The sequence below is a fragment of the Methylocystis sp. ATCC 49242 genome (assembly GCF_000188155.2).
In the GTDB taxonomy this organism is placed as follows: domain Bacteria; phylum Pseudomonadota; class Alphaproteobacteria; order Rhizobiales; family Beijerinckiaceae; genus Methylocystis.
The window spans coordinates 656,112-677,810 of sequence record NZ_KE124774.1 but is presented as its reverse complement, the minus strand read 5'-3'; the positions used below and the strand labels follow the sequence as shown (position 1 = coordinate 677,810).

General features: G+C 58.8%; 14 protein-coding genes and 5 pseudogenes. 11 read left to right on the top strand and 8 right to left on the bottom strand.

Annotated features, from left to right (window positions below):
- Nucleotides 1-28 precede the first annotated feature (28 nt).
- From MET49242_RS05100 to istB, 3 genes and pseudogenes are all read left to right on the top strand, one after another.
- A pseudogene (locus MET49242_RS05100) lies at nucleotides 29-181 on the top strand (transposase); the annotation flags it as partial.
- A 171-nt stretch (nucleotides 182-352) separates the two neighbouring features.
- The gene (gene istA / locus MET49242_RS05095; RefSeq protein WP_192815616.1) at nucleotides 353-1,849 is read left to right on the top strand and encodes an IS21 family transposase; all 1,497 of its coding nucleotides are present in this window, start codon (nucleotides 353-355) and stop codon (nucleotides 1,847-1,849) included.
- The gene (gene istB, locus MET49242_RS05090) at nucleotides 1,846-2,688 is read left to right on the top strand and encodes an IS21-like element helper ATPase IstB (RefSeq protein WP_036281142.1); all 843 of its coding nucleotides are present in this window, start codon (nucleotides 1,846-1,848) and stop codon (nucleotides 2,686-2,688) included. Before istA (MET49242_RS05095) ends, istB begins: the two co-directional genes overlap by 4 nt.
- Nucleotides 2,689-2,832: 144 nt before the next feature.
- Here istB and istA (MET49242_RS05085) read toward each other — a convergent pair.
- The 3 genes and pseudogenes from istA (MET49242_RS05085) to MET49242_RS05070 all read right to left on the bottom strand — a co-directional run.
- Nucleotides 2,833-4,083 (bottom strand): annotated as a pseudogene (istA, locus tag MET49242_RS05085) (IS21 family transposase); the annotation flags it as partial.
- Nucleotides 4,084-4,600: 517 nt separating this feature from the next.
- Nucleotides 4,601-5,971, bottom strand: coding sequence for a HAMP domain-containing sensor histidine kinase (locus MET49242_RS05075; protein ID WP_036281140.1), 1,371 nt, complete (start codon nucleotides 5,969-5,971; stop codon nucleotides 4,601-4,603).
- Nucleotides 5,965-6,645 carry a response regulator transcription factor gene (locus MET49242_RS05070; protein ID WP_036281137.1) on the bottom strand — a complete coding sequence of 227 codons (681 nt, stop codon included), beginning with the start codon at nucleotides 6,643-6,645 and terminating at the stop codon, nucleotides 5,965-5,967. Before MET49242_RS05070 ends, MET49242_RS05075 begins: the two co-directional genes overlap by 7 nt.
- A gap of 738 nt (nucleotides 6,646-7,383) precedes the next feature.
- On the opposite strand from MET49242_RS05070, the gene MET49242_RS05065 reads away from it, so the two are divergent.
- The 7 genes from MET49242_RS05065 (at nucleotide 7,384) to MET49242_RS23170 (ending at nucleotide 14,113) form a co-directional block, all read left to right on the top strand.
- Nucleotides 7,384-9,738 (top strand): TonB-dependent siderophore receptor, encoded by a 2,355-nt coding sequence (locus MET49242_RS05065; RefSeq protein WP_084678896.1) that lies wholly within the window; start codon nucleotides 7,384-7,386, stop codon nucleotides 9,736-9,738.
- A 68-nt stretch (nucleotides 9,739-9,806) separates the two neighbouring features.
- On the top strand, nucleotides 9,807-11,126 hold the full coding sequence (locus MET49242_RS05060; protein WP_084678895.1) for a PepSY domain-containing protein: 1,320 nt from the start codon (nucleotides 9,807-9,809) through the stop codon (nucleotides 11,124-11,126).
- A gap of 369 nt (nucleotides 11,127-11,495) precedes the next feature.
- Nucleotides 11,496-12,284: a TonB-dependent receptor plug domain-containing protein gene (locus MET49242_RS05050; protein ID WP_244430708.1), complete on the top strand. Its 789-nt coding sequence runs from the start codon at nucleotides 11,496-11,498 to the stop codon at nucleotides 12,282-12,284.
- A complete protein-coding gene (locus tag MET49242_RS26545; protein ID WP_051134016.1) occupies nucleotides 12,278-12,562 on the top strand; it encodes a recombinase family protein in 285 nt (94 codons plus the stop codon). Before MET49242_RS05050 ends, MET49242_RS26545 begins: the two co-directional genes overlap by 7 nt.
- Nucleotides 12,522-12,779: a hypothetical protein gene (locus MET49242_RS23175; RefSeq protein WP_192815632.1), complete on the top strand. Its 258-nt coding sequence runs from the start codon at nucleotides 12,522-12,524 to the stop codon at nucleotides 12,777-12,779. Before MET49242_RS26545 ends, MET49242_RS23175 begins: the two co-directional genes overlap by 41 nt.
- A gap of 151 nt (nucleotides 12,780-12,930) precedes the next feature.
- Entirely contained in the window at nucleotides 12,931-13,500 is a 570-nt protein-coding gene (locus MET49242_RS05040) for a recombinase family protein (protein WP_036281133.1), read from the top strand.
- A 49-nt stretch (nucleotides 13,501-13,549) separates the two neighbouring features.
- Nucleotides 13,550-14,113: a hypothetical protein gene (locus tag MET49242_RS23170; RefSeq protein ID WP_144259470.1), complete on the top strand. Its 564-nt coding sequence runs from the start codon at nucleotides 13,550-13,552 to the stop codon at nucleotides 14,111-14,113.
- A 17-nt stretch (nucleotides 14,114-14,130) separates the two neighbouring features.
- Here the strand turns inward: MET49242_RS23170 and istA (MET49242_RS05030) are convergent.
- A pseudogene (istA, locus tag MET49242_RS05030) lies at nucleotides 14,131-14,910 on the bottom strand (IS21 family transposase); the annotation flags it as partial.
- A gap of 120 nt (nucleotides 14,911-15,030) precedes the next feature.
- Between istA (MET49242_RS05030) and MET49242_RS05025 the strand changes: the two are divergent.
- A pseudogene (locus tag MET49242_RS05025) lies at nucleotides 15,031-15,366 on the top strand (transposase); the annotation flags it as partial.
- Between the two features lie 583 nt (nucleotides 15,367-15,949).
- Here MET49242_RS05025 and MET49242_RS05020 read toward each other — a convergent pair.
- The 4 genes and pseudogenes from MET49242_RS05020 to MET49242_RS05015 form a co-directional block, all read right to left on the bottom strand.
- The gene (locus MET49242_RS05020) at nucleotides 15,950-19,297 is read right to left on the bottom strand and encodes an RHS repeat-associated core domain-containing protein (RefSeq protein WP_036281129.1); all 3,348 of its coding nucleotides are present in this window, start codon (nucleotides 19,295-19,297) and stop codon (nucleotides 15,950-15,952) included.
- Between the two features lie 60 nt (nucleotides 19,298-19,357).
- A pseudogene (locus tag MET49242_RS26540) lies at nucleotides 19,358-19,657 on the bottom strand (DUF6531 domain-containing protein); the annotation flags it as partial.
- A 609-nt stretch (nucleotides 19,658-20,266) separates the two neighbouring features.
- The gene (locus tag MET49242_RS25825; RefSeq protein ID WP_202804155.1) at nucleotides 20,267-20,569 is read right to left on the bottom strand and encodes a hypothetical protein; all 303 of its coding nucleotides are present in this window, start codon (nucleotides 20,567-20,569) and stop codon (nucleotides 20,267-20,269) included.
- Between the two features lie 109 nt (nucleotides 20,570-20,678).
- Nucleotides 20,679-21,653, bottom strand: a complete 975-nt coding sequence (locus tag MET49242_RS05015) for a transposase (protein ID WP_202804154.1) — start codon at nucleotides 21,651-21,653, stop codon at nucleotides 20,679-20,681.
- Nucleotides 21,654-21,699: the final 46 nt, after the last annotated feature.

Genomic DNA, 21,699 nt, shown 5'->3' with positions numbered 1-21,699 from the left:
AGAGTCCGGCCATATCGGGACGGACGAGATGAAGAAGAAGCGGTTCACGGAAGAGCAGATCATCGGGATTTTGCGGGAGCACGAGGCGGGCGCGAAGGCGGCGGATCTGGCTCGCAAATATGCTGTGTCGGAGACGACGCTTTACAACTGGAAGGCCAAATATGGCGGCATGGACGTCTCCGTATGAACAGCGGCGGCAAAGTGTACCACTGAAGCGGCTTTGGGGGCTGCTTTGACGGCGGCGCAAAAGTGTACCGGTCCTGATAGGCCGAACTCGATGTCATCGACTGGCATGGAGAGGCCGAAAGGATGTTTCACAGTGGAACTCTATGCCCGGGTGAGACGCGCGGTGATGGCGGAAGGGCTGAGCCGGCGGGAAGCGGCCAGGCGCTTCGGCGTGCACCGCAATACGATCACGAAGATGCTTCAATATTCGGTTCCGCCGGGGTATCGGCGTCGGGAGCGGCCGATCTCGAAGAAGCTGGGGCCGTATATGGCCTGGATCGACAAGGTCCTGGCGGATGATCGGCTTGTTCACGCCAAGCAGCGTCATACGGCACAGCGGATATTCGAACGGCTGCGGGACGAAGAAGGGTTTTCCGGCGGTTACACGATCGTCCGGGAATATGTCGCGCAGGCGCAGTTGCGGTCGCGCGAGATGTTTATTCCACTCAGCCATCGACCGGGGAATGCGCAGGCGGATTTTGGCGAGGCGGACGCCTATATCGCCGGCAGGAAGGTCCGCTTTCATTATTTTTGCATGGACCTGCCGCATTCGGACGGCTGCTTCGTCAAGGCCTATCCGGCGGAGACGGCGGAAGCCTTCTGCGACGGCCATGTCGCGGCCTTCGCCTTCTTTGGCGGCGTCCCCCAGTCCATTCTTTACGACAATACGCGTCTCGCGGTCGCCAGGATCGTGAAGGGTGGAGAGCGTCTGCGTTCGCAAATGTTTGCGGAACTCCAGAGCCATTACCTTTTTGCTGATCGCTTTGGCCGGCCCGGCAAGGGGAATGACAAGGGCAAGGTCGAGGGGCTTGTCGGCTATGTCCGGCGCAACTTCATGACGCCACTGCCCGTGGCGGAGAGTTTCGAGGCGCTGAACGCGAGGTTCCTGGACGCCTGCACGAAACGACGGCGGGCGATCCTGCGCGGCCAGTCGACGCCGATCGGCGAACGCATGCAGGCGGATATGGCGGCATTCCTGCCGGCGCCGCCGGCTCCCTATGACGCCTGTCACAAGGTCGCGACGCGCGTGTCGTCGATGGCGCTGGTGCGCTACCGCAACAACGATTACTCGGTCCCGACGCGCTTCGGCCATCGGGAGGTGCTGGCCAAGGGCTATGTCGATCGGGTCGAGATTGTCTGCGGCGGGGAGACCATCGCCGTGCATGCGCGCAGCTACGGCAAGGCCGAGTTCATCTACAACCCGCTGCATTATCTCGCCCTACTCGAACACAAGAGCCGCGCGCTCGATCAGGCCGCGCCGCTCGACGACTGGCGGCTTGCCGACTGCGTGCATCGTCTGCGGCGGCTGATGGAGGCGCGCATGGGGAATAGCGGGCGCCGCGAGTTCATCCAAGTGCTGCGGCTGATGGAGGACTTTCATCAGCATCAGGTCGAACAGGCGGTCGCGGAGGCGCTGCGTCTTGGCGCGATCAGCTTTGACGCAGTGAAGATGCTGCTGCTGGCCAGGCTGGAGAACCGGCCCGCGCGGCTCGATCTGACATTCTACCCCTACCTGCCGGCGGCTACGGTCGGCGCGACGGATCCGCGCGCCTATCTCGGGCTCGTCGCCGGCGCGAGCGTCATCGCGGGCGTCATGGAGACGACCGCGGGAGGTCCGGCATGACCACCTCGCATGAGCCAGGTTCGCAGACGATCGTCGCGCCGCAGGTGCTGCTGGGTAATCATCTCAAGGCGCTGAAGCTTCCCACCTTCGCGCGCGAATATGAGAAGGTGGCGCTGGAGTCGGCGCAGGACCGCGCCGATTACCCGCGCTATCTGCTACGCCTGTGCGAACTGGAGCGCATTGATCGCGAGCGGCGCAATGTCGAGCGCCGCATCCGGCTGGCGCGCTTTACGCAGGTCAAAAGCCTCGACACATTTGACTTTACCGCCCAGCCTTCACTCAACAAGCCGCTCGTGCTGGAGCTGGCGCGGTGCGAATGGATCGAGAAGCGACAGAACTGCATCGCCCTTGGGCCAAGCGGAACGGGGAAGACCCACGTCGCGCTCGCCCTGGGGCTCGCCGCCTGCCAGAAGGGGTTCAGCGTCGCGTTCACGACCGCCGCGGCTCTTGTGCACGAACTGATGGAGGCTCGCGACGAGCGCCGCCTGCGCGCGCTGCAAAAGCATCTCAACACCGTCAAACTGCTGATCGTCGACGAACTGGGCTATGCGCCGTTCACGGCGGTCGGCTCAGAGCTGCTCTTCGAGGTCTTCAGCCAGCGCTATGAACGCGGTGCGACGCTGGTGACCAGCAATCTGCCCTTTGATGAATGGACGTCGGTGTTTGGCTCCGAGCGTCTCACCGGCGCATTGCTCGACCGGCTCACCCATCATGTCCACATTCTGGAAATGAACGGCGAGAGCTATCGGCTCTCGACCGCAAAGAAAGTGCAACGGCGAAACCGCGATCTCCCCGACGCGCCCGCAATCGACAAAGGAGGCGCCGACACGACGAACTGATCGCCGTCGCGCGCGTTGAACCGCGCTGCGCTACGCTCCGCGCGCCTCAACGCCCGCGTCAACTAAACTACAAGGGCCGTGCGGCCCTTTTCTCGAAACCAGACCGGTACACTTTTACCCCGCCTTCATGCACATTTTGTCCCCGCCATTGACACCCATGCGCGCCTCCATCAGCCGCCGCAGACGATGCACGCAGTCGGCAAGCCGCCAGTCGTCGAGCGGCGCGGCCTGATCGAGCGCGCGGCTCTTGTGTTCGAGCAGGGCGAGATAATGCAGCGGGTTGTAGATGAACTCGGCCTTGCCGTAGCTGCGCGCATGCACGGCGATGGTCTCCCCGCCGCAGACAATCTCGACCCGATCGACATAGCCCTTGGCCAGCGCCTCCCGATGGCCGAAGCGCGTCGGGACCGAGTAATCGTTGTTGCGGTAGCGCACCAGCGCCATCGACGACACGCGCGTCGCGACCTTGTGACAGGCGTCATAGGGAGCCGGCGGCGCCGGCAGGAATGCCGCCATATCCGCCTGCATGCGTTCGCCGATCGGCGTCGACTGGCCGCGCAGGATCGCCCGCCGTCGTTTCGTGCAGGCGTCCAGGAACCTCGCGTTCAGCGCCTCGAAACTCTCCGCCACGGGCAGTGGCGTCATGAAGTTGCGCCGGACATAGCCGACAAGCCCCTCGACCTTGCCCTTGTCATTCCCCTTGCCGGGCCGGCCAAAGCGATCAGCAAAAAGGTAATGGCTCTGGAGTTCCGCAAACATTTGCGAACGCAGACGCTCTCCACCCTTCACGATCCTGGCGACCGCGAGACGCGTATTGTCGTAAAGAATGGACTGGGGGACGCCGCCAAAGAAGGCGAAGGCCGCGACATGGCCGTCGCAGAAGGCTTCCGCCGTCTCCGCCGGATAGGCCTTGACGAAGCAGCCGTCCGAATGCGGCAGGTCCATGCAAAAATAATGAAAGCGGACCTTCCTGCCGGCGATATAGGCGTCCGCCTCGCCAAAATCCGCCTGCGCATTCCCCGGTCGATGGCTGAGTGGAATAAACATCTCGCGCGACCGCAACTGCGCCTGCGCGACATATTCCCGGACGATCGTGTAACCGCCGGAAAACCCTTCTTCGTCCCGCAGCCGTTCGAATATCCGCTGTGCCGTATGACGCTGCTTGGCGTGAACAAGCCGATCATCCGCCAGGACCTTGTCGATCCAGGCCATATACGGCCCCAGCTTCTTCGAGATCGGCCGCTCCCGACGCCGATACCCCGGCGGAACCGAATATTGAAGCATCTTCGTGATCGTATTGCGGTGCACGCCGAAGCGCCTGGCCGCTTCCCGCCGGCTCAGCCCTTCCGCCATCACCGCGCGTCTCACCCGGGCATAGAGTTCCACTGTGAACATCCTTTCGGCCTCTCCATGCCAGTCGATGACATCGAGTTCGGCCTATCAGGACCGGTACACTTTTGCGCCGCCGTCAAAGCAGCCCGCAAAGCCGCTTCAGTGGTACACTTTGCCGCCGCTGTTCATAACAATGATGGACAACGCCAAATTTTGCAAGTATAAACAGTCGGATCGGTCGCAACGATTGTCGCCTCGCGTCCGGCTGTGTCAGGGTATGACCGCTGATTTGTAATCAGTAGGTCGGGGGTTCGAATCCCTCAACCGGCACCAATAAAATCAAATAGTTATGGCAAAAATTGACACCAGCCAATATGCGCTAGGCAGCAAATAGGTAGCACTATGTTAGCGGAATGGATGAACCATGCTGAGCCTAAACAATAACGCGTACATAGTGCGGGTATCATATCGGTAAGACGCGATCCGTCACCGGACGAACTGGATGTGCCCCACCCCACCCAGATATCAGCTTGCCATCTTTGGCTACTGAGAACGGAAAAGTCGGCTCCGCGGGAGACGATCATACTTGGACGGGAAAGCGCACCTTGAAAGTGGCGCCTCCTCCGGGGGTATGTTCCACCCATATTCGGCCCCCGAGCTTCCCTATCAATTCCCTCGCAATCGCAAGACCAAGACCGGTTCCCGGCGTTCGTTCGCTCTTGCGCCAAAACGGCTCGAATATCTTCTCCATATCCTCTGCGGCAATGCCCTCGCCATGATCCGCGATCTCCACGATGCCATCGTCTTCGACGCGAACCCGAACAGTCCCTCCCAGCGGCTCAGCACGCAATGCATTGTCAAGCAAATTTGCGACGACACACTGGATGGCGCGTTCATTGCCGCGCACTCGAACTACCGAATCTCCACTCTCTAGTTCGATTTTTCTTCCGCCAGCGGCGACGAGGGGCATATAATCCGCCACAACCTGCCAAATCGTCTCGCCCAAATCGAGATCTTGCTCAAGCTCTGATTGCCTTTCGGCGATGCGAGACGCGATGAGCAGTTGCTCAACGAGCGATTGCAGATGGCTAACGTCTCGCAATAGATCGTTGTCGAACGTAGGCTCCCTCGTATTCTCGAGCCGTGCACGCATTATCGCCACCGGCGTTCGCAATTCGTGTGCGGCGTTGGCAATAAATCGGCGCATGCGCGTAGTGCTTGCGTCTAATCTGCGCAGCGCGCCGTTAATCGAGTCGATCAAAGGCTCCACCTCTTTTGAGACATGTGCCGCGACGATGGATTGGCCAAGAGAATCCAAATCGATCCGCGCCGCTTGCCGGGCAATTACGTTTAGTGGCTTCAAACCCTGGCGAATGGAAATCCAAGCTGCCGCCACGGATGCGAAAAACATTCCGAGAAAAAATGTCCCAGGCCTGATCAGCTCATCTTTTAAGAAATAAAAGAGAGAGGCTGGTCGAAATTGGTAGCCGTAGACGACGATATACAGCAATCCGAATGGCGTTCTTTGTTTTTCCTTTATTCCTCGCAGCGACGAGCGTGAGCCTCCGTCGATGCTGAATTCCATATATCTAGATCTCACTTTGCCCATATCAGATAGCGCGTCGACAAGCTCGGGCGACGAACCAGGCAATGCTCGACTATCTTCAGGCGCGATCGCCGCATACCTAAAAGTGGGTATTTCATCCGCAAGCGCCTGCAACGACGGGGATGGCGCGATCACGAGCTTTCCATCAGACTCTTTGACGAGCGATTGCACCACCAGATCGCTTGCTTCGAAATACGCGAAGTCATCTTTCTGAAAATCGAATACAAATGCCGCGCCGATCGCAATAAGTATCTGGATCGCTACCCAGGTTACAAGGAATGCCACTGCTTGCGATAGCAGTAGGTAGACAAGAAGCTTGTTTGTCAGCGAACGAATTTTTAGCACGGATGGCGCTTCGCGATAACATAACCAACCCCTCTTGCCGAGTGGATATCGACGCCTGCTTCTACCTCGTCGAGGTGGGTCCGTAAGCGTGAAACCAGGATCGTTAGTGCGTGCGGCTGAATTTCTTCGTCGATGCTGTAAATTTCGGCCATCAGCGTTTGGCGCTTAACGACTCGACCCGCTCGCCGCATCAGCGCGGCGAGAAGCGACAGCTCCCGTCGATGGAGCATTACGGGTTGACCGGCGACGGTCACAACATGCGTATTGAAATCGAATGAGAGGGAAGCAATCTCGACCGGAGGACTTGGGTCTCCCTCGTGTCGCCTCAGGTTCGCGCGGATGCGCGCCATCAATTCATGGAGATTGAACGGCTTTGTGAGATAATCGTCAGCTCCGGCATCAAGCCCCTCAATCCTTTGATCGATGGCGTCGAGTGCAGTTAGCATCAGGACGCGGCTATCCGGCTGACGCCTGCGGATTTTCGGAACCAACGACAATCCGTCCCCGTCGGGCAATCTTCGATCCAGCAGCGTGACCGAATAGGTATAATCGGATAGCGCGAGCTCAGCTTTCTCAATTGAGTCAACGCGATCGACGATAAAGCCTGCTCCCTTGATTTGCTTCGCAATCTGCGACGCCAACTCCTCATGATCTTCGACCAACAGAATTCGCATAGGCGCCGCTCCTCGCCACTCGCATCGGTATCCCCGACCGATCGACCACTTGGTCGTCGGGCCGGACCAATATTTCGTCAGCCCTCATAAAGCGCAAGGACAACTAAAATCGAGGCGCTGACCTGTTGCAGAAACGCCACAGGGCTGGAAATTTAAAAGCGGCGCCGCTAGGAAACATTCGCGTGACCGTAAGCGTGCGAGCAAGTGAGCATAGGGCTGGCATCGGAACGTATCGAAGCGGCATGATAAGCAGGTGGGCAAATCAAAAAGCTGGGGCGAGGAAGGCGCTCGCCGTTGTGGTCGCATGCCTATTCATGTTGCAGAGCCTGGTGCTTGCCACGGGACCGACGGAGGGCGGAAAGCGCCACTTTGAAGCCACCACGCTAATCGCAAAAGTGTTTTGTAGCGCTGAGATTAATGGCCAGGTGCCTACTGAAAGAAGATCCTCTCATCCGAAATGTTGTGGATTATGCTCTTCTAACAGAGTCGATGAAGATCTGTCGCATTATACCAATACGCCTACAAGGATATTGTCATTTCCTGATCAAAATCCAGATTTAACTTTAGTTTACACGTTTTCTATACCTGCTTCGAAAAGCGCGACTGCGCAGATTTTGTCACGATCTCCTCGCGCGCCTCCCTATGTCTCCTAACTCGATTGGGAAACGGCCTTAGGCCGCAACTTCAACCCGACCTTGTTCGAGCGTGACGGTAGAGTCGCGCCGGGAGACAGGCACTATGTTACCTATCAAGCTCCACGCCGCCTCTGGCGGGGCGATTACGCTCGTCCTATTCTCAATGGCCGCCGAAGCGCAGCAGTCGCTGCCGACAATTGAAGTCGGTTCCGCTCGACGAGCGGCGACCCGACACGCGTCCGGCAATGGATCGCAAACTCCGGGCGGCACTGGCCCAACGTCAACCAATTCCGGCCATGCTCCCGGCTCTTCGTCGCAGGGCGTTCATGAAACCCGCGATCCAAAAACGCCAGCCGAGGGCTATGTCGTCACCGACGCAACGACGGCTACCCGAACTGATGTACCCATCAGGGAAACGCCGGCCTCCATTGCCGTTGTTCCAAGGCAAGTGATCCAAGACCAGCAAGACACGCAACTGAAAGATACGCTGGAAAACGTGTCGGGCGTACGTTCGAACAATAACGAGTTAGAGGGCTACAACTTCAAGATTCGTGGATTTCAGAGCCTAGTCATTTTTCGAAATGGCCTTGCGTTGAGCGATTCGGGCACGTCGACCTTCGACACCGCGAATATGGAACGCATCGAGGTCCTCAAAGGGCCCGCTTCTGTACTTTATGGCCGCATGGAGCCCGGAGGACTCATTAATTTCGTCACCAAACGGCCTCTGGATCGCGAACTATATCGGGTTGAACAACAGTTCGGATCCTACGACCACTATCGAACGGAATGGGATCTGACCGCACCCATCAAAGAGGTTCCAGGTCTCGCATATCGTGTCTCAGGCGCCTATCAGAACAACGGCTCTTTCCGGAGGTTCCAAGGCGGGGAGCGGCTGCTGGTCGCGCCTGTCGTCACCTATAAGCCTTCTGCGTGGACAGAGTTTACCGTCGACACGCAGTTTCTGGGAACACGGGCGCAGAGCGACGCGGGAGTGCCCGCCTCTGGACCATTTGGACCGCTCCCGGCACCCATCCCATTGAGTCGTTCCTATCAGGAGCCCAACGATCCGCGGGATAGCGCGAGCAATTACAATATAAGCTATGTGTTCAAGCAAAATCTCAACGAGGACTGGAAATTTACGAACAATTTCCTTTACAGCCAAGGCTGGTTCAACAAGCGAAACATTATCAATGCAGGCGTCGAACAAAACAACGTCATTTACGACCGGATCACCAATGCGCAAAACATCGATGCGAGAGTAGTCTCAACTAATCTAAACATTGAGGGGAAATTTCACGCGCTCGGCGCAAAGCACGACTTTTTGATGGGGCTCGATTATCTAAATAGTAATTACAACTATTTTCTGGGCGTGGGAGATGTCCATCCCATCAATTTGTATGCGCCAGTCTACGGCACGGTGCCGCAATTTGCCTTCTGGGACGCTCAAGCAGGATCGACTTTCAAACAGCACACATCTTTTTTGACTCGCCAAAGAGGGCTTTACGTTCAGGAGCATGCGACGTGGTTTGATCGACTGCACCTGCTGATTGGAGCAAGATATGATATTGCAAGCGTCGTCGGAGGACAGTGTTCCAGCTTTGGTTTCGCCAATGACTTTAGCGCAAGCAAGGAATGCGCGATCGCCGATCGCTTGCAAGCCCGAGAACGCGTCGATAGCGGATGGACTCCGCGCGCCGGCGTGGTCGTCGATCTCACATCCGAAGTGAGCGCTTATGCCAGCTATTCTCGTTCATTTGGCGCGAATAACGGACTGACCGCCAACGGAGACGTGCTTCCTGCGCAAAGAGCTCTGCAATGGGAGGCGGGTTTAAAGGCGCAGGCGTTCGAAGGCCTGTCCGCGACCCTCGCATTCTTTCAAATCACGAAATCGAACGTTCCGATACAGGATTTCGCTTTGCCAGGCGCAGTGAAGCTTGCCGGCGTTCAACGCAGTCGCGGCATTGAACTCGATGTCGTTGGCCGTATCACGGACCGTCTGAGCCTCATCGCCAATTATGCCTATATCGACGCGAAGGTGATCGCCGACAATCTCAGGGACCCGTTCGATCCCTTCAATTTCAACGGAGCGAGCGGACTTTATGGCAACCACCTCGATAACGTCCCCCGCCATTCCGGTAAAATTTTCGCGACATACGATTTTGGTGACAACGGACTTGGCTGGCGAGTTGGTGGGGGCGTAACCGCGTCGACCCGCGCCTGGGGCGATATTTGGAACACGATCTTGCAGCCCGGATGGGCGCGACTCGACGTCATGACGAGTTACGCGACGTTGATAGAAGGCCGCAAACTGACCGCGCAGCTCAATCTGCGTAATCTCAATAACGTACAGTACTTTGAGGGGGCCGATAACTTTTTCCAACCAGGCCCTGTGCCACCGCCGCCTCTAATTCCGGCCAAGCCGTTTACAGCTCTCGGCACAATCAGGGTGGATTTTTGACCGCTTGGGCTGGGCGGCGGCAGGCCGCCCTAACCCTTTCACAAACCAATCCACTGTGGATCTAGACAATGAACCGTTCATTCTTTGTGAGGCTGCATCGGTGGGCCGGCCTCGCTATGGCGGGTTTCCTGATACTTGCCGGAACGACCGGCAGTTTGCTCGCCTTCCAGCAAGAACTGAATCATTGGCTGACGCCTGAACTCTATCCCGAACCGCGTCCCGGGCCGCTCATCGAGCCCGCCGCACTGGCCCATCGCGCCGAAACCCTCGCGCCGCAAGGTCGAGCCAAGACGGTATACATTGGCTATCCGGGTACGGCCCTCATAGGAATGGGTCCTCGGCCAGGCGCGGCGCCCCTCGATTTCGACACCCTTTTTCTGGACCCAACCGATGGGCGCGAATTAGGACGCATAAAATCTGGCGGACCCCCGACTGCGTTGTTCGGCGTCTTCCCCACGACTCTAAGCGCAATTATGCCTTTCATCTACGATCTGCATATGACACTCGCGCTGGGGAATGTGGGCGCATGGATTCTCGGGATTTTTGCGCTGATTTGGACGCTCGATTGTTTTGTCGCGCTTTATCTTACGCTGCCGGCGGGTGCCTTTGGCTTAAGCAATTTTTTCACGAGATGGAAGTGCGCTTGGTCGATTAAGTTTCGATCATCTTTTTTTCGCGTCAACTTCGATCTCCACCGCGCAGGCGGTCTATGGTTATGGATTCCTTTACTCATCTTTGCGTGGTCGAGCGTCAGTTTCAAACTGCCAACTCTATATCGCACGACAATGCAAATGTTGTTCGAGTATCAGCCGCCCGCCTGGGCGCTGCCGCCGCCGCAGCATGCAGTGGAAGGAAAGCTGCCTCTCACCTGGGATGACGCCCAAGCGATTGGGCGCAAGTTGATGGCTGAAGAAGCGGATCGACATAAGTTCACGGTGGAGCGAGAACTCGCGCTCTATATCCTACCCGATGACGGATACGCCGAATATCGCGTGCGCTCGTCGCGCGATATCGGCATGATCACAGGCCAGACCTCCATTTTTTTTGATGCTTACACCGGAGCCCTGCAGAATGTGATTCTCCCAACCGGTCATCGGCCAGGGAATTCGATTACGACGTGGTTGATCGAACTTCATATGGCCAATCTGTTCGGTCTTCCGTACCGCGTCTTCGTCTGCGGGCTAGGGTTTCTCATTGTGATGCTTTCCGGCACCGGCGTCTATATTTGGTGGAAAAAGCGTTCGGCGAGAAGCCAACATGTCGGGAGAGCATGGCGCAGACTGCGTCGGCCAAACGGGCGAGCGATTGATTCTGACGCGCTTGCATTTTCAACTGACGAGGCGACAAATGGATCACGATCGGGTCACGCGAATAAGTCTCATCCATAGTCTGTGCCGCGCGTTGCCGCTTTCGGCGCGTCCCAGGCCGAAACTCACCGCGTTTTTGCGCGAACGCGGCATCGTTGGGCATGGTTCGCCGAGGCTTGTCATTCTCAACGTTTTCGACGCAGGCGCGGCGGGCGGCCTGATGTGCCGTTTCTCCGTCGCTAATAATGAAGAAGCCTCCGGCTTCATTGCACCGCTCGCGCAGGTCGCGCTCGACCGCCGGTATTTAATAGACCGGTTGCGCCCCGGGCGCCGGGGAGAGACAGCGGCTCCGGGAGCGCCATGAGGATTGCGCTCGCCTTGCTTTTTGCCTGCTTCGGAGCCGTCCAGGCTCTCGCCGAGGAGGCGCGGGAAGGCGGGCGCAGGGACGGATTGAAGAACAGCGGCAAGCGACACAGCAAAGACATAGCTCCCGCCAAAGAGCGGCGAGAAATCGAACAGCACGCCGCGGCGGCCCCGAATGCGCAGACGCTCGGGCGCGACCAAAGCGGCGTCTATGTAAACGCGCCAGCGGCTAATACCGCTTATTCGCCTACCTTCGTCATGCGCGGCTTTCCTACCGGAGTGACGCTCTTCGACGGTGCCTCGCATGGCTTCACCGCACAGGACGTCGATCTCTCCACCGTCGATCATGTCGAGTTCTACAAGGGACCGAGCGCCATGCTATTGGGCAAGGCGCTCGGGGGCTATGGAGGCGCGGCTAATTACATCAGAAAGAGCCCCACGCGGGAAGCTTTCGCACGCGCGGTTTCGACGCTCGCCAGTTTCAGCGTGCGCCGCCTAACCGTCGACGTCAACGCCCCACTTGACGATGAGAAAAGCCTGCTCTTTCGAATGACTGGATCGGTGCAGAGTTCCGGCAGCTTTGTCAACTTCGTGCGCGCGCGCAGTTTCGACGTCGCGCCTATGCTAGCCTTTAACGCCGATAACGGAGATCGCCTCAGCCTACGCGCCGAACATAACGGTGGAAGGCTCGTTTGGCGCGATGGAGTTCCCGTGGATCCGGCCTTTCTACATATTCCGAGCGAGTTCTACGCCGGCCTTCCCGCCAATGAACATGAAATGCCGCTCTTCCTACCTAACCTTTCTTTGTTCAAAAACGCGTCCGAATATCCATTGCACAGAAAGAACGATTGTGCTGCATTTTTCGGACAATGCTGATCGGATACGTTCGCGTCTCGACCACTGACCAGGACTTGGCCTTGCAGCTCGGTGCCCTGAAGGCGGCCGGTCACGAGCGAATCTTTGAGGTAAAGGCGTCCGGCGCGAAGGAAGACCGGCCGGATCCCGCTCGGTTGCTAGACCACGCCCGCAAGGGCGAGGCAATGGTAGTGAGAAAGCTGGACCGCCTGGCGCGGTCCCTCAATCAGTTGGTGCTGGTGCTGGGGGGATTTGGGCATGCCTGGTATCGGGCTCCGCTGTCTCGTGCTCTCGATTGACACCACCACCCCCGAGGGGCAGTTGCTCTATTCGATATTCGATCACGGGGTCTTTGCCGATTTCGACCGCGAGTTCATCCGGGAGTGCACCCAAGCCCCCTTTTTCGCCGCGTTAGTGCGCGGCGAAAAAAGGGGGCGAAAGAAGGCCCGACGGCCTTATGGAACGATGAAAATTCCACAGGCGCGCTACCCGGCCACGGATAAATTCACATTTTGATCACGTACAAGCTAGCTGACGCAACCTGAGTCATATCAGGGCATACCCTGATGCGACGTAACCGAGGGCTGCTACCCCCTTGTAACATCTGGGTTGACAGCGACTATTTGTGACAATGTAGGGTCGGGCCTAAAACCCTGAGGTGACAGCCATGGCCCGCATTGGTTACGCCCGCGTCAGCACGATTGATCAGGACCTCGACACCCAGCTAGCCCGGCTCAAAGCTGAAGGTTGTGGCGTCATTCGCTCGGAAAAAGCTTCTGGCGGCAGCCGCGAAGGTCGCGCTGAACTGATGACGATTATTGAATTCCTGCGGCCCGGTGACGAACTGATCGTCACACGCCTTGACCGTCTGGGTCGGGACACTCGCGACGTCCTCAATATTGTCCACGAATGCGACCAACGGCAGGCGTTCGTAACCGTTCTCGACCCACACGTGACCACGCGTGGCGAAACCGGCCGAATTGTCATGACGGTGCTCGGCATGGTGGCGCAATTGGAACGGCGCTTCATCAAAGAGCGTCAGCGCGAGGGCATCGAAAAGGCCAAGGCGGAGGGCGTTTATCGGGGCGGCAAGCGTCGCATCGACCGCAATCAGCTAACGGAACTGGCCGCGAAGGGCCATGGCCCGGCCGCCATTGCAAAGGCAATGGGCTGCTCACGTATGCACGTGTATCGAGTCCTTGCCGGCGAGCGCTCGGCCCAAGGCGTCGACTCCTGAGTCGGCAAAGGCGCGCGCCCCGCCGCGACGGTCAAGGGGAGAAGCCATCTTGATCAGCAGTTCCGTGCCCGTGTTCTACGATTGCGAGGCGTCCGGTCTCGACGGGTTTGTGATCGAAATCGGCTGGGCATTCGTCAATCCGAGCAATGGGCAAATTGTCTCGGCCTCGTATTTGGTGCGCCCCCTGTCTGAGTGGCGGATCGAGACCTCTTGGGACGAAAACGCCGGGGAGCTGCACGGGATTTCGCTTGCCGACCTTTATGCGCGAGGGGTTCCAGTCCACGACATCGCCAACGCCATGAACCACGCCCTCGCCGGGCGCGAACTATATTCCGACAGCCCGTTTGATGAGAGTTGGCTAGTGCAGATATTCGAAGGCGCCGGCATCGAACCCTCATTCACCGTGCGCCAGACTAGCGCCGATCATTTGCTCGAGAAAGCGGTCGCCGAGCGGAATTTCGATGTTCGGCGATACCGTGACGCCCGGGATGAAGCCGAACAAAATCGTCGCCACCGCGCCCACGTCGACGCGCTCTTGTGGGCGCAGCTGTGGCGAACGGTCGTTCATAAGGCGAGGCGTCAACGCGTACAAGGCCCGCCCGCGAGCAGCTGATTTTGACCTATATTGTTGAAAAGCCCCGCCGCCGCCTGTGGCGTCATGAAGTTGCGCCGGACATAGCCGACAAGCTCCTCGACCTTGCCCTTGTCGTTCCCCTTGCCGGGCCGGCCAAAGCGATCGGCAAAAAGGTAGTGGCTCTGAAGCTCCGCAAACATCTGCGAACGCAGGCGCTGCCCGCCATTCACAATCTTGGCCACGGCAAGTCGCGTATTGTCATACAAGATCGATTGCGGCACGCCGCCGAAAAAAGCGAAGGCCGCGACATAGCCGTCGCAGAAGGCTTCCGCCGTCTCCGCCGGATAGGCCTTGACGAAGCAGCCGTCCGAATGCGGCAGGTCCAGGCAAAAATAATGAAAGCGGACCTTCTTGCCGGCGATGTAGGCGTCCGCCTCGCCAAAATCCGCCTGCGCATGCCCCGGTCGATGGCTGAGTGGAATAAACATCTCGCGCGACCGCAACTGCGCCTGCGCGACATATTCCCGGACGATCGTGTAGCCGCCCGAAAACCCTTCTTCGTCCCGCAGCCGTTCGAATATCCGCCGTGCCGTATGACGCTGCTTGGCGTGAACAAGCCGATCATCCGCCAGGACCTTGTCGATCCACGCCATATACGGCCCCAGCTTCTTCGAGATCGGCCGCTCCCGACGCCGATACCCCGGCGGAACCGAATATTGAAGCATCTTCGTGATCGTATTGCGGTGCACGCCGAAGCGCCTGGCCGCTTCCCGCCGGCTCAGCCCTTCCGCCATCACCGCGCGTCTCACCCGGGCATAGAGTTCCACTGTGAACATCCTTTCGGCCTCTCCATGCCAGTCGATGACATCGAGTTCGGCCTATCAGGACCGGTACACTTTTGCGCCGCCGTCAAAGCAGCCCCCAAAGCCGGTTCAGTGGTACACTTTGGCGCCGATGTTCATAGTAAATCCAAACTCGCCGAGGCGATCCGATATGGCCTGTCGCGAAAGGCCGAGTTCCGCCGCTTCCTCGAAGACGGGCGCGTCGAACTCGACAACAACAGCGTCGAACGCGCCATCCGGCCCCAGACGATCACCCGGAAAAACGCGCTGTTCGCAGGATCCGAAGCAGGCGGCCAGACCTGGGCGACGATCGCCTCTCTCCTTGCGACTGCGCGCCTCAACGACGTCGATCCCAACGCGTGGCTCACGCAAACTCTGGAGCGTATCGCCGCGGGCTGGCCAAACAAAAATATCGACGCGCTCCTGCCATGGAATTTCTCTCGAGGCTGACGGGGCGCGGCGGACGCTTACCCAGAACTGGCTCTCCAACCGGGTCTTCGACAATTACGATGCGATTATCGACGCCGCTTACGACGCATGGCGAAGGCTTACCGCACAGCCCGAAACGATCACGTCAATCGGCATGCGCGACTGGGCTCATATCGGGTTCGCCTCATAGCCGATGGTATTAGGGCGTTATCCGAACATGCCGATTCAATTGGGGATTCAGTATGGTGCTGAGGACCCCCATATTCGGAAGAGGACGTTCGTTAAGACGCGACGCGGCGGACACGATGCGGACGCGACTCTCGTAGCAATCGCAAACGCCCAAGCGCGAGGCTTTCTTGGACGATCCGACGCTTCAACTCGTTCGGCCACAGCCGATTGCCGGAACGCGAACGCCGGAAACCAATCTGTCCGACGAATCCATATCATACCCACCCGTCGCTTCGTCCTTCGTGCTTCTGTCCATCTGCCAAGCCCTCCAACGCCAAATCCGACCTTCGGAAGAATTTCGGATCAGCAAAGCCTCGTAAACCCACAAAGGCCAATGGGACAAAAACTCTACGTCCGGAAAATCTCAGCCACTCTATCACCTGGTTATGACTCTCGGCGGATTAAAACTGCCGGTCGGAGGAGCCGGAATATATAGAATTGGAATGCGTGGCTTGTATGGCTGCGTTGGCGGAGACCTGCCTCCCGGCGGCGGAGACGGTCGTTCGGGAAACCAGTCAGGGCCTTCAACCGGGGGGCCGGCATTGCCGTACCCGAAAGGATTATTAGGGGTACACATAGGTGCTATCGGCCGAGCGGCGGGATTGACGGCATCCTGGATTTGTCGTTTAAAATCAACAGTTTGATTTATTATCGCAATTAAATTAATTACTAATGCCGACCCCACTACCCAATGATTCCTACCGTCCGGATCGGCGCTCCAAACCGGATTGGCCGCGACATAATTGTAGGTATTCAGCCCACCCACAAGGCCAATCGGATCGCTCTCGAGATAGCGCCCGAGCTTTGGATTGTAGTCGCGGAAATAATTGTAATTCAGCCCTGTCTCCGCGTCGTAATACTGGCCGGGGAAGCGAAGATTGTAGGCGAGGCTTCCCCTCGGCGCGCCGTTGCCGAAGGGGTCGTGATCCCATGTCCATACGATCTGCCGGCTGGCGTTCGTGATCTGTTGCGGCGCGCCGAGGTGGTCGGGGGAGACATAGAACGTCCCGGCGGGTTGGAAGGTCGCGACCGGTAGGTCGCCGAGCCACACCGTCTCCTCGATTAGAGCGCCGGCCGGGCCGTATTCTCCGATCAGGTGACCGTCCTCGTCATAGGCGAAGTAAGCCTTATCCGCAGCGACGGACGGATTCCACTTCGTCGCCCGCTGACCGAGGCCGTTGATCAAGTAATTCCTGGCGAACGCGCCGACGGTCGATCTCACCAGTCGTCCCCGCGCGTCGTAAGTGAAGACGTTATTCGCCGCGCCGCCCCTGTGCGTCGCTGTCGAACCCGTCGGAGTGTAGGTAAACGTCTCGCTCGATGCGCCGCCAATGCTCATTAGCCGGTTATTGGTCGCGCCATAAGCGTATGTATAGTTGTTCGTTGTCGCCCCGTCCCGCAGCGTTGCTCGCGTCCGGTTGCCGTCGGGGTCATAGCTATAGCTCTGGGTCAGCGTCCCGCCAGCATAGCTCGTCAGGCGATCGAGCGCGTCATAGCCGAAGGTCTTCGCGGGCCGCTGATTGTCATTCATCCCGACGATGCGGCTCGCCGCGTCATAGGTCAGCGTGATCGACCGCGCCCCCGGCATGACGATCGACGCCACGCGGTTGTTGGCGTCGATCGTGCGCCGATAGACCCCGCCATTGCCCATATTCCAGCCAGTGACCCCGCCGAACGGCGCATAGGTCACATTGCTGACGATCTGCCGGCCGCCCGACGAGACGCCGGTCACATGACCCGTGGCGTCATAGGCGTAGGCGACCTGTCGGCCTGATGGATACGTGATCGTCGAAAGACGCCCACCGGCGTTATAGCCATAGCGCGTTGTCCGCGCGATCCCGCCGATGACCTGCTGCTTCTGGATGACATGGCCGTTGGCGTCGTAGCTGAAGCTCGTCGAGCCGGAGGAGTCAATGATCTTCGTCAGCCGCCCCTTGCCGTTGACGCCTTGGTCATATTGAAATGTGGTCGTGACGCCGCCAGCGAAAGTCTCGCTCAGCTTCCGGTTCAAGGCGTCATAGGTATAGCTCGCTCGCACACCGCGCGCGTCCGTCGACGTCAACACGTTGCCGGCCGCGTCGAAAGTGCGCGCCGTGACGCCCGTATCCGGGCTGTTCACGCGCGTCTGGTCGTCGAGCCCGGTCCATGTGTAGATCGTTCGCAACCCGCGCGGATCGGTGACCATAGTGAGGTGGTCGAGCGGGTCATAGCCGAGCGACGTTGCGCCGCCGTTTGGATCTGTCTGCCGCACGAGCCGGTTCAGCGCGTCGTAAGCGTAAAGGTTGCGGTGCGCAAGAGGGTCGGTCGCCGAAACCAGATTGCCTTCGGGGTTGTAGGCATAGCTCGTCGTCTGGCCTTGCGCGCCGATCGATCGGATGAGGCGATTGACCGCGTCATAGGCGAAACTGCGCACGCGCTTCTGGACATTTGCGCGGTCGAAGGCCTGCTCGCGGGTGACGTTGCCAGCCGCGTCGAGCGTATAGGCGATGCGATTGCCGAGTGCGTCGGCCATGCCGACCAGTCGATGCGCGGCGTCATAAGTGAATGCGACATATACGCCGTCCGGCCCGGTGACGCGGGTCAGATTGCCTGCGGCGTCATAAGTATAGGACCACCTCAATGACGCCTCGATCGTTGACGTAAGCCGCCCGCGCGGATCATATGCATAGGTCGTCACGACGCCATTGGGATCGACTTTGCGCAGCAGGCGGCCGGCCCCGTCGTAATTGGTGAAGCGCGTGACATGCCCCAACGCGTTGGTGACACTCGCGAGGTTGCCCCGAGCGTCGTATGTGTATCTCGTCACATTGCCACGCGGGTCGGCGGCGCTGAGCACTTGGCCGAGGGCGTTGTAGGTATAGGAATAGGTCCGCGCCCGCGCCCCGGCCGTGATCGTCCTGGTCAGGAGATTGCCCTTCGCGTCGTATCTGAAATTCGTCGTCCGCCCCGGCTCGGTGATCTGCAAGGGCAGATGGAACGTCGGATGCCACGTCGTGTTGATCGTCCGCGCCAGACCCGTTCCCGCCGCCTCCGTGCGCGATGTCTCGTTGCCACGACCGTCGTGGGTGTATGTCGTCCGGACATTGCGCCAGTTAGTCCGGCTGGCGATAAAGCCGTTGGCGTCGTAGGTGAACGCCTTGCCGCCGGATGACTGAACCGGGGCCCCTGAAAGAGACGTCGGCTTGTCCATGCCGAATTGTGTCTTAAAGCTATAGCTATGCGAAAAGCCGCGCGCATTAACAACCGTCGTCGCACCATTTGCGCCATATGTCAGCGTCGTCCTGTCGACGCCCCCCGCATGCTCGGACGAGATCGCCAAGCCCGCGGAGTTGTATGCCCAGGTGGCAAAGCGGTTGCCGAGCTCATCAATAATGCCCGTCAGCGCGCGGGGAAAGCTTGCATTCTCGTAAACATATCTACGCACGGAATTGTCGGGATAGGTCACTGAAACTAAATTGCCGACAGCGTCATAACGGTACGCATATACGCCGCCGTCGGGGGCCGTCATCTGGCGAACGCGATTGTTGGGGTCATACGCAAAACTGAGCCGGTGGCCGAAGGGGCCCGTCACCTGGGTCAGACGATTGCTGGAGTCGTATGCGAGCCTGGTGACACGGCCCGCTCGCGTCGTGATCGTGCTGAGAATGCCTGCGGACGTGTAGCTTTCAATGGTGTCATCTTCCGTAACCAGCTTCCACCCCCCCGCCGCGGTCGACAAGACCATTCTTACGTCAGGGTCCGCGTCATATGCCCCTGTCGCCGGGTTCAGTCGAAATGTATCCTTACGGCCAGTCGCTCTAACCGCTTGCACTATCCCGCTCCCCACAAGCAAGCGGCGGCCCCATGTGCTGCCCCAATTAGTCCCAAACGCTGAACTCGTCGGGATCAAGCTGTTGTAATAACGCGTGAGAGATATTCCCGTCGACTTCCCATCAGTCAGGTCAGTTTCGACCTGGAATTTGTTGCCGGTTGCGGCGCTGATGGGATTGCCTTCGTCGCATCCAGTTCCGCAGGCAGGAGCGCATGGTTCGCATTTTTTGGATGGTTCTAACACAATGTTGACAGTACTTGTGACAGGTGGCATGTCACGGCACCCGGTAGAATCGCAATAGGTTGCCGTAAGAGTGACGACAACTCGATCAGTTGTTACATTTCTATCAACGCTCGTCCACCTGTAGGCCCAAACTTTAGTCGCAATTTGTGACTGAGGACAAATTAAGAATAGCCCGCTTTGTATCGTCAGTGTCCCGTATTGAGGAGGAGTTACAATTCGGCCTCTTAAAGAGTGCGTGGTTCCGTTAATTGTGCAAGTACCACTTTCAAGAGCAATGGGCTTAGCTACGCCGCGTAATACTTGCTGTACGACAGCCTGCGCATGAGCAGTGGTCGCTCCAGATAGACGCCAGTTCGTTCCTCCAGTGGACGTTTCATACGAAACGGATATGCCCGAGAAAAGTAAAGCCACAGCGAGACGGCAAAGTGCTCGTTTGAAATTCCAGCCCATCGCGTCGCCTCCCCCAATAAAGCTACGGCAAGGGTTATAATAATCCATAGCATAAATTGCTAACGAGCGATCAGTCAAACTCAACCGACCTGGTCAGTTCTGGTTCGGTTCGAGGGCTCCGAATTTTGGTAGGTTGTCAACGAAGGTGAGATTTTCAGCCGGCGGGGCGGCGAACATTTCTCGCGAGCCCTAGCAGCGCGGTGACGAAGTCGCAGCTTGATTAATTGGGTTCCGGAGCGGCGATGACGGCGAGCATGCCAGCGCGCCGCCGATGTCCGTGATCATGACGATGGCCATCGCGCTATCCGTCCGAATGACGAACAAAAAGGCGTTTCTGGTGGCCTCGGCGCGTTCTCTCGGCGTCCCGTAGCCCATGAGGGCGCGCATCAGGACGCCAAGATTGAAGCCGGCGACGTGGATCGGATAACGCTTGGCGATGTTCTCACGGCCCCCGAAGCCAGGCCCGGCGCATGCCGCCGCGATCCAGCACATGAGCGAAGCTGCGTTCGACCAGCTCCCCGCGCTTGCGCATGGCGACGCGTCCAACGCCCGATTTCAGCCGTGCGCGGTTGGCGTAAACGGCGTCGCGCGCTTCTTTGTGTCACTGCCAGCGCAAATAGCCCTTCGCCGGCAAAGGCTCGCTGATCCGGCTCTTCCACTCGCCGTCGTCGAGTCGTTTCAAAACCTCGCGCGAATGATAGCCTTTGTCCGCGATGATTTCGCAAGGATCGTCCGGCGTCGGCGCGAGGCCGACAGCCGAGAGATTGGCCTTCGCCGTCTCCAGCGTGTCGCCGAGCGTCGTCCTATCGCCCTTGTCCGCCTCGTGGATCGGCGCGGCGATGATCACGCCTGTGTCGAGGTCGACCGCATGTTCCGGCCTGTAGGCGAGATGCGTCATCCCGTCCGTCATCCGCGCGATCTTCGCCTCGGCGTCCGTGGCGCTCGTCCAGTCGTCGTTCGAGAGCTTTTTGCCTTTGCGCTTACGGTCGAAACGCGCCAAATCCTCGGCGTTCGGCGTCGCGATCCCGCTTTCCTTCGCCATGCGCTCGAGCATTGCGCGATAGGTCTCGCCATTGTCGCGCCGCACGATGCTGCGCAGCGCCGCGTTCGCCTCCATGGTCGAACCGTCGACGCCGATGCGCTCGCCCTTCACGAGGCCGCGCTCGGCGACGAGCTTCAAGACGAAACCGAATACCTTCTCGTGAACCTCGTGCGGCAGACGCGATCGCGTCTTCGACAGCCATGAATGATCCGGAACTTTCTCGCGCGTCGACAGGCGCAAAAAATCCCGCAACGAATAAGAGTCCGCGCAGCGCCATACGATGCCGCGTTCGCTGTCGAGCCCTTCGAAGTAGCCGACCATGTGCTTGCGGAAATAGCGCCCTGGTGACAACGACGGCGCGCCCATCTTCGCCGCGTAGCAGGGCTTGCAGGCGTTCTCGACGAAAACGTCGAAGCCCGCGTCCAGCAAAACGTTCTGAAGCTCGTCGTAAAATGCGTGCCCCGGAGAGCGCGTTAGCTCGGCCCAGCCGATAACTAGATCCCCCTGCGTCCCGGTCTCACGCCGTCTCACCATCGAACCAACCTCAGCCGAATCTCACTTGAAAAAGGATTCAGTCGGA

Bases quoted from the DNA above. Each gene is read 5' to 3' on its own strand.
- istA (WP_192815616.1), top strand. From the start codon at position 353: ATGGCGGAAGGGCTGAGCCGGCGGGAAGCGGCCAGGCGCTTCGGCGTG.
- istB (WP_036281142.1), top strand. From the start codon at position 1,846: ATGACCACCTCGCATGAGCCAGGTTCGCAGACGATCGTCGCGCCGCAG.
- MET49242_RS05070 (WP_036281137.1), bottom strand. From the start codon at position 6,645: ATGCGAATTCTGTTGGTCGAAGATCATGAGGAGTTGGCGTCGCAGATT.
- MET49242_RS05065 (WP_084678896.1), top strand. From the start codon at position 7,384: ATGTTACCTATCAAGCTCCACGCCGCCTCTGGCGGGGCGATTACGCTC.
- MET49242_RS05060 (WP_084678895.1), top strand. From the start codon at position 9,807: ATGAACCGTTCATTCTTTGTGAGGCTGCATCGGTGGGCCGGCCTCGCT.
- MET49242_RS26545 (WP_051134016.1), top strand. From the start codon at position 12,278: ATGCTGATCGGATACGTTCGCGTCTCGACCACTGACCAGGACTTGGCC.
- MET49242_RS23175 (WP_192815632.1), top strand. From the start codon at position 12,522: ATGCCTGGTATCGGGCTCCGCTGTCTCGTGCTCTCGATTGACACCACC.
- MET49242_RS05040 (WP_036281133.1), top strand. From the start codon at position 12,931: ATGGCCCGCATTGGTTACGCCCGCGTCAGCACGATTGATCAGGACCTC.
- MET49242_RS05020 (WP_036281129.1), bottom strand. From the start codon at position 19,297: ATGGTCTTGTCGACCGCGGCGGGGGGGTGGAAGCTGGTTACGGAAGAT.
- MET49242_RS25825 (WP_202804155.1), bottom strand. From the start codon at position 20,569: ATGTGCTGGATCGCGGCGGCATGCGCCGGGCCTGGCTTCGGGGGCCGT.
- MET49242_RS05015 (WP_202804154.1), bottom strand. From the start codon at position 21,653: ATGGTGAGACGGCGTGAGACCGGGACGCAGGGGGATCTAGTTATCGGC.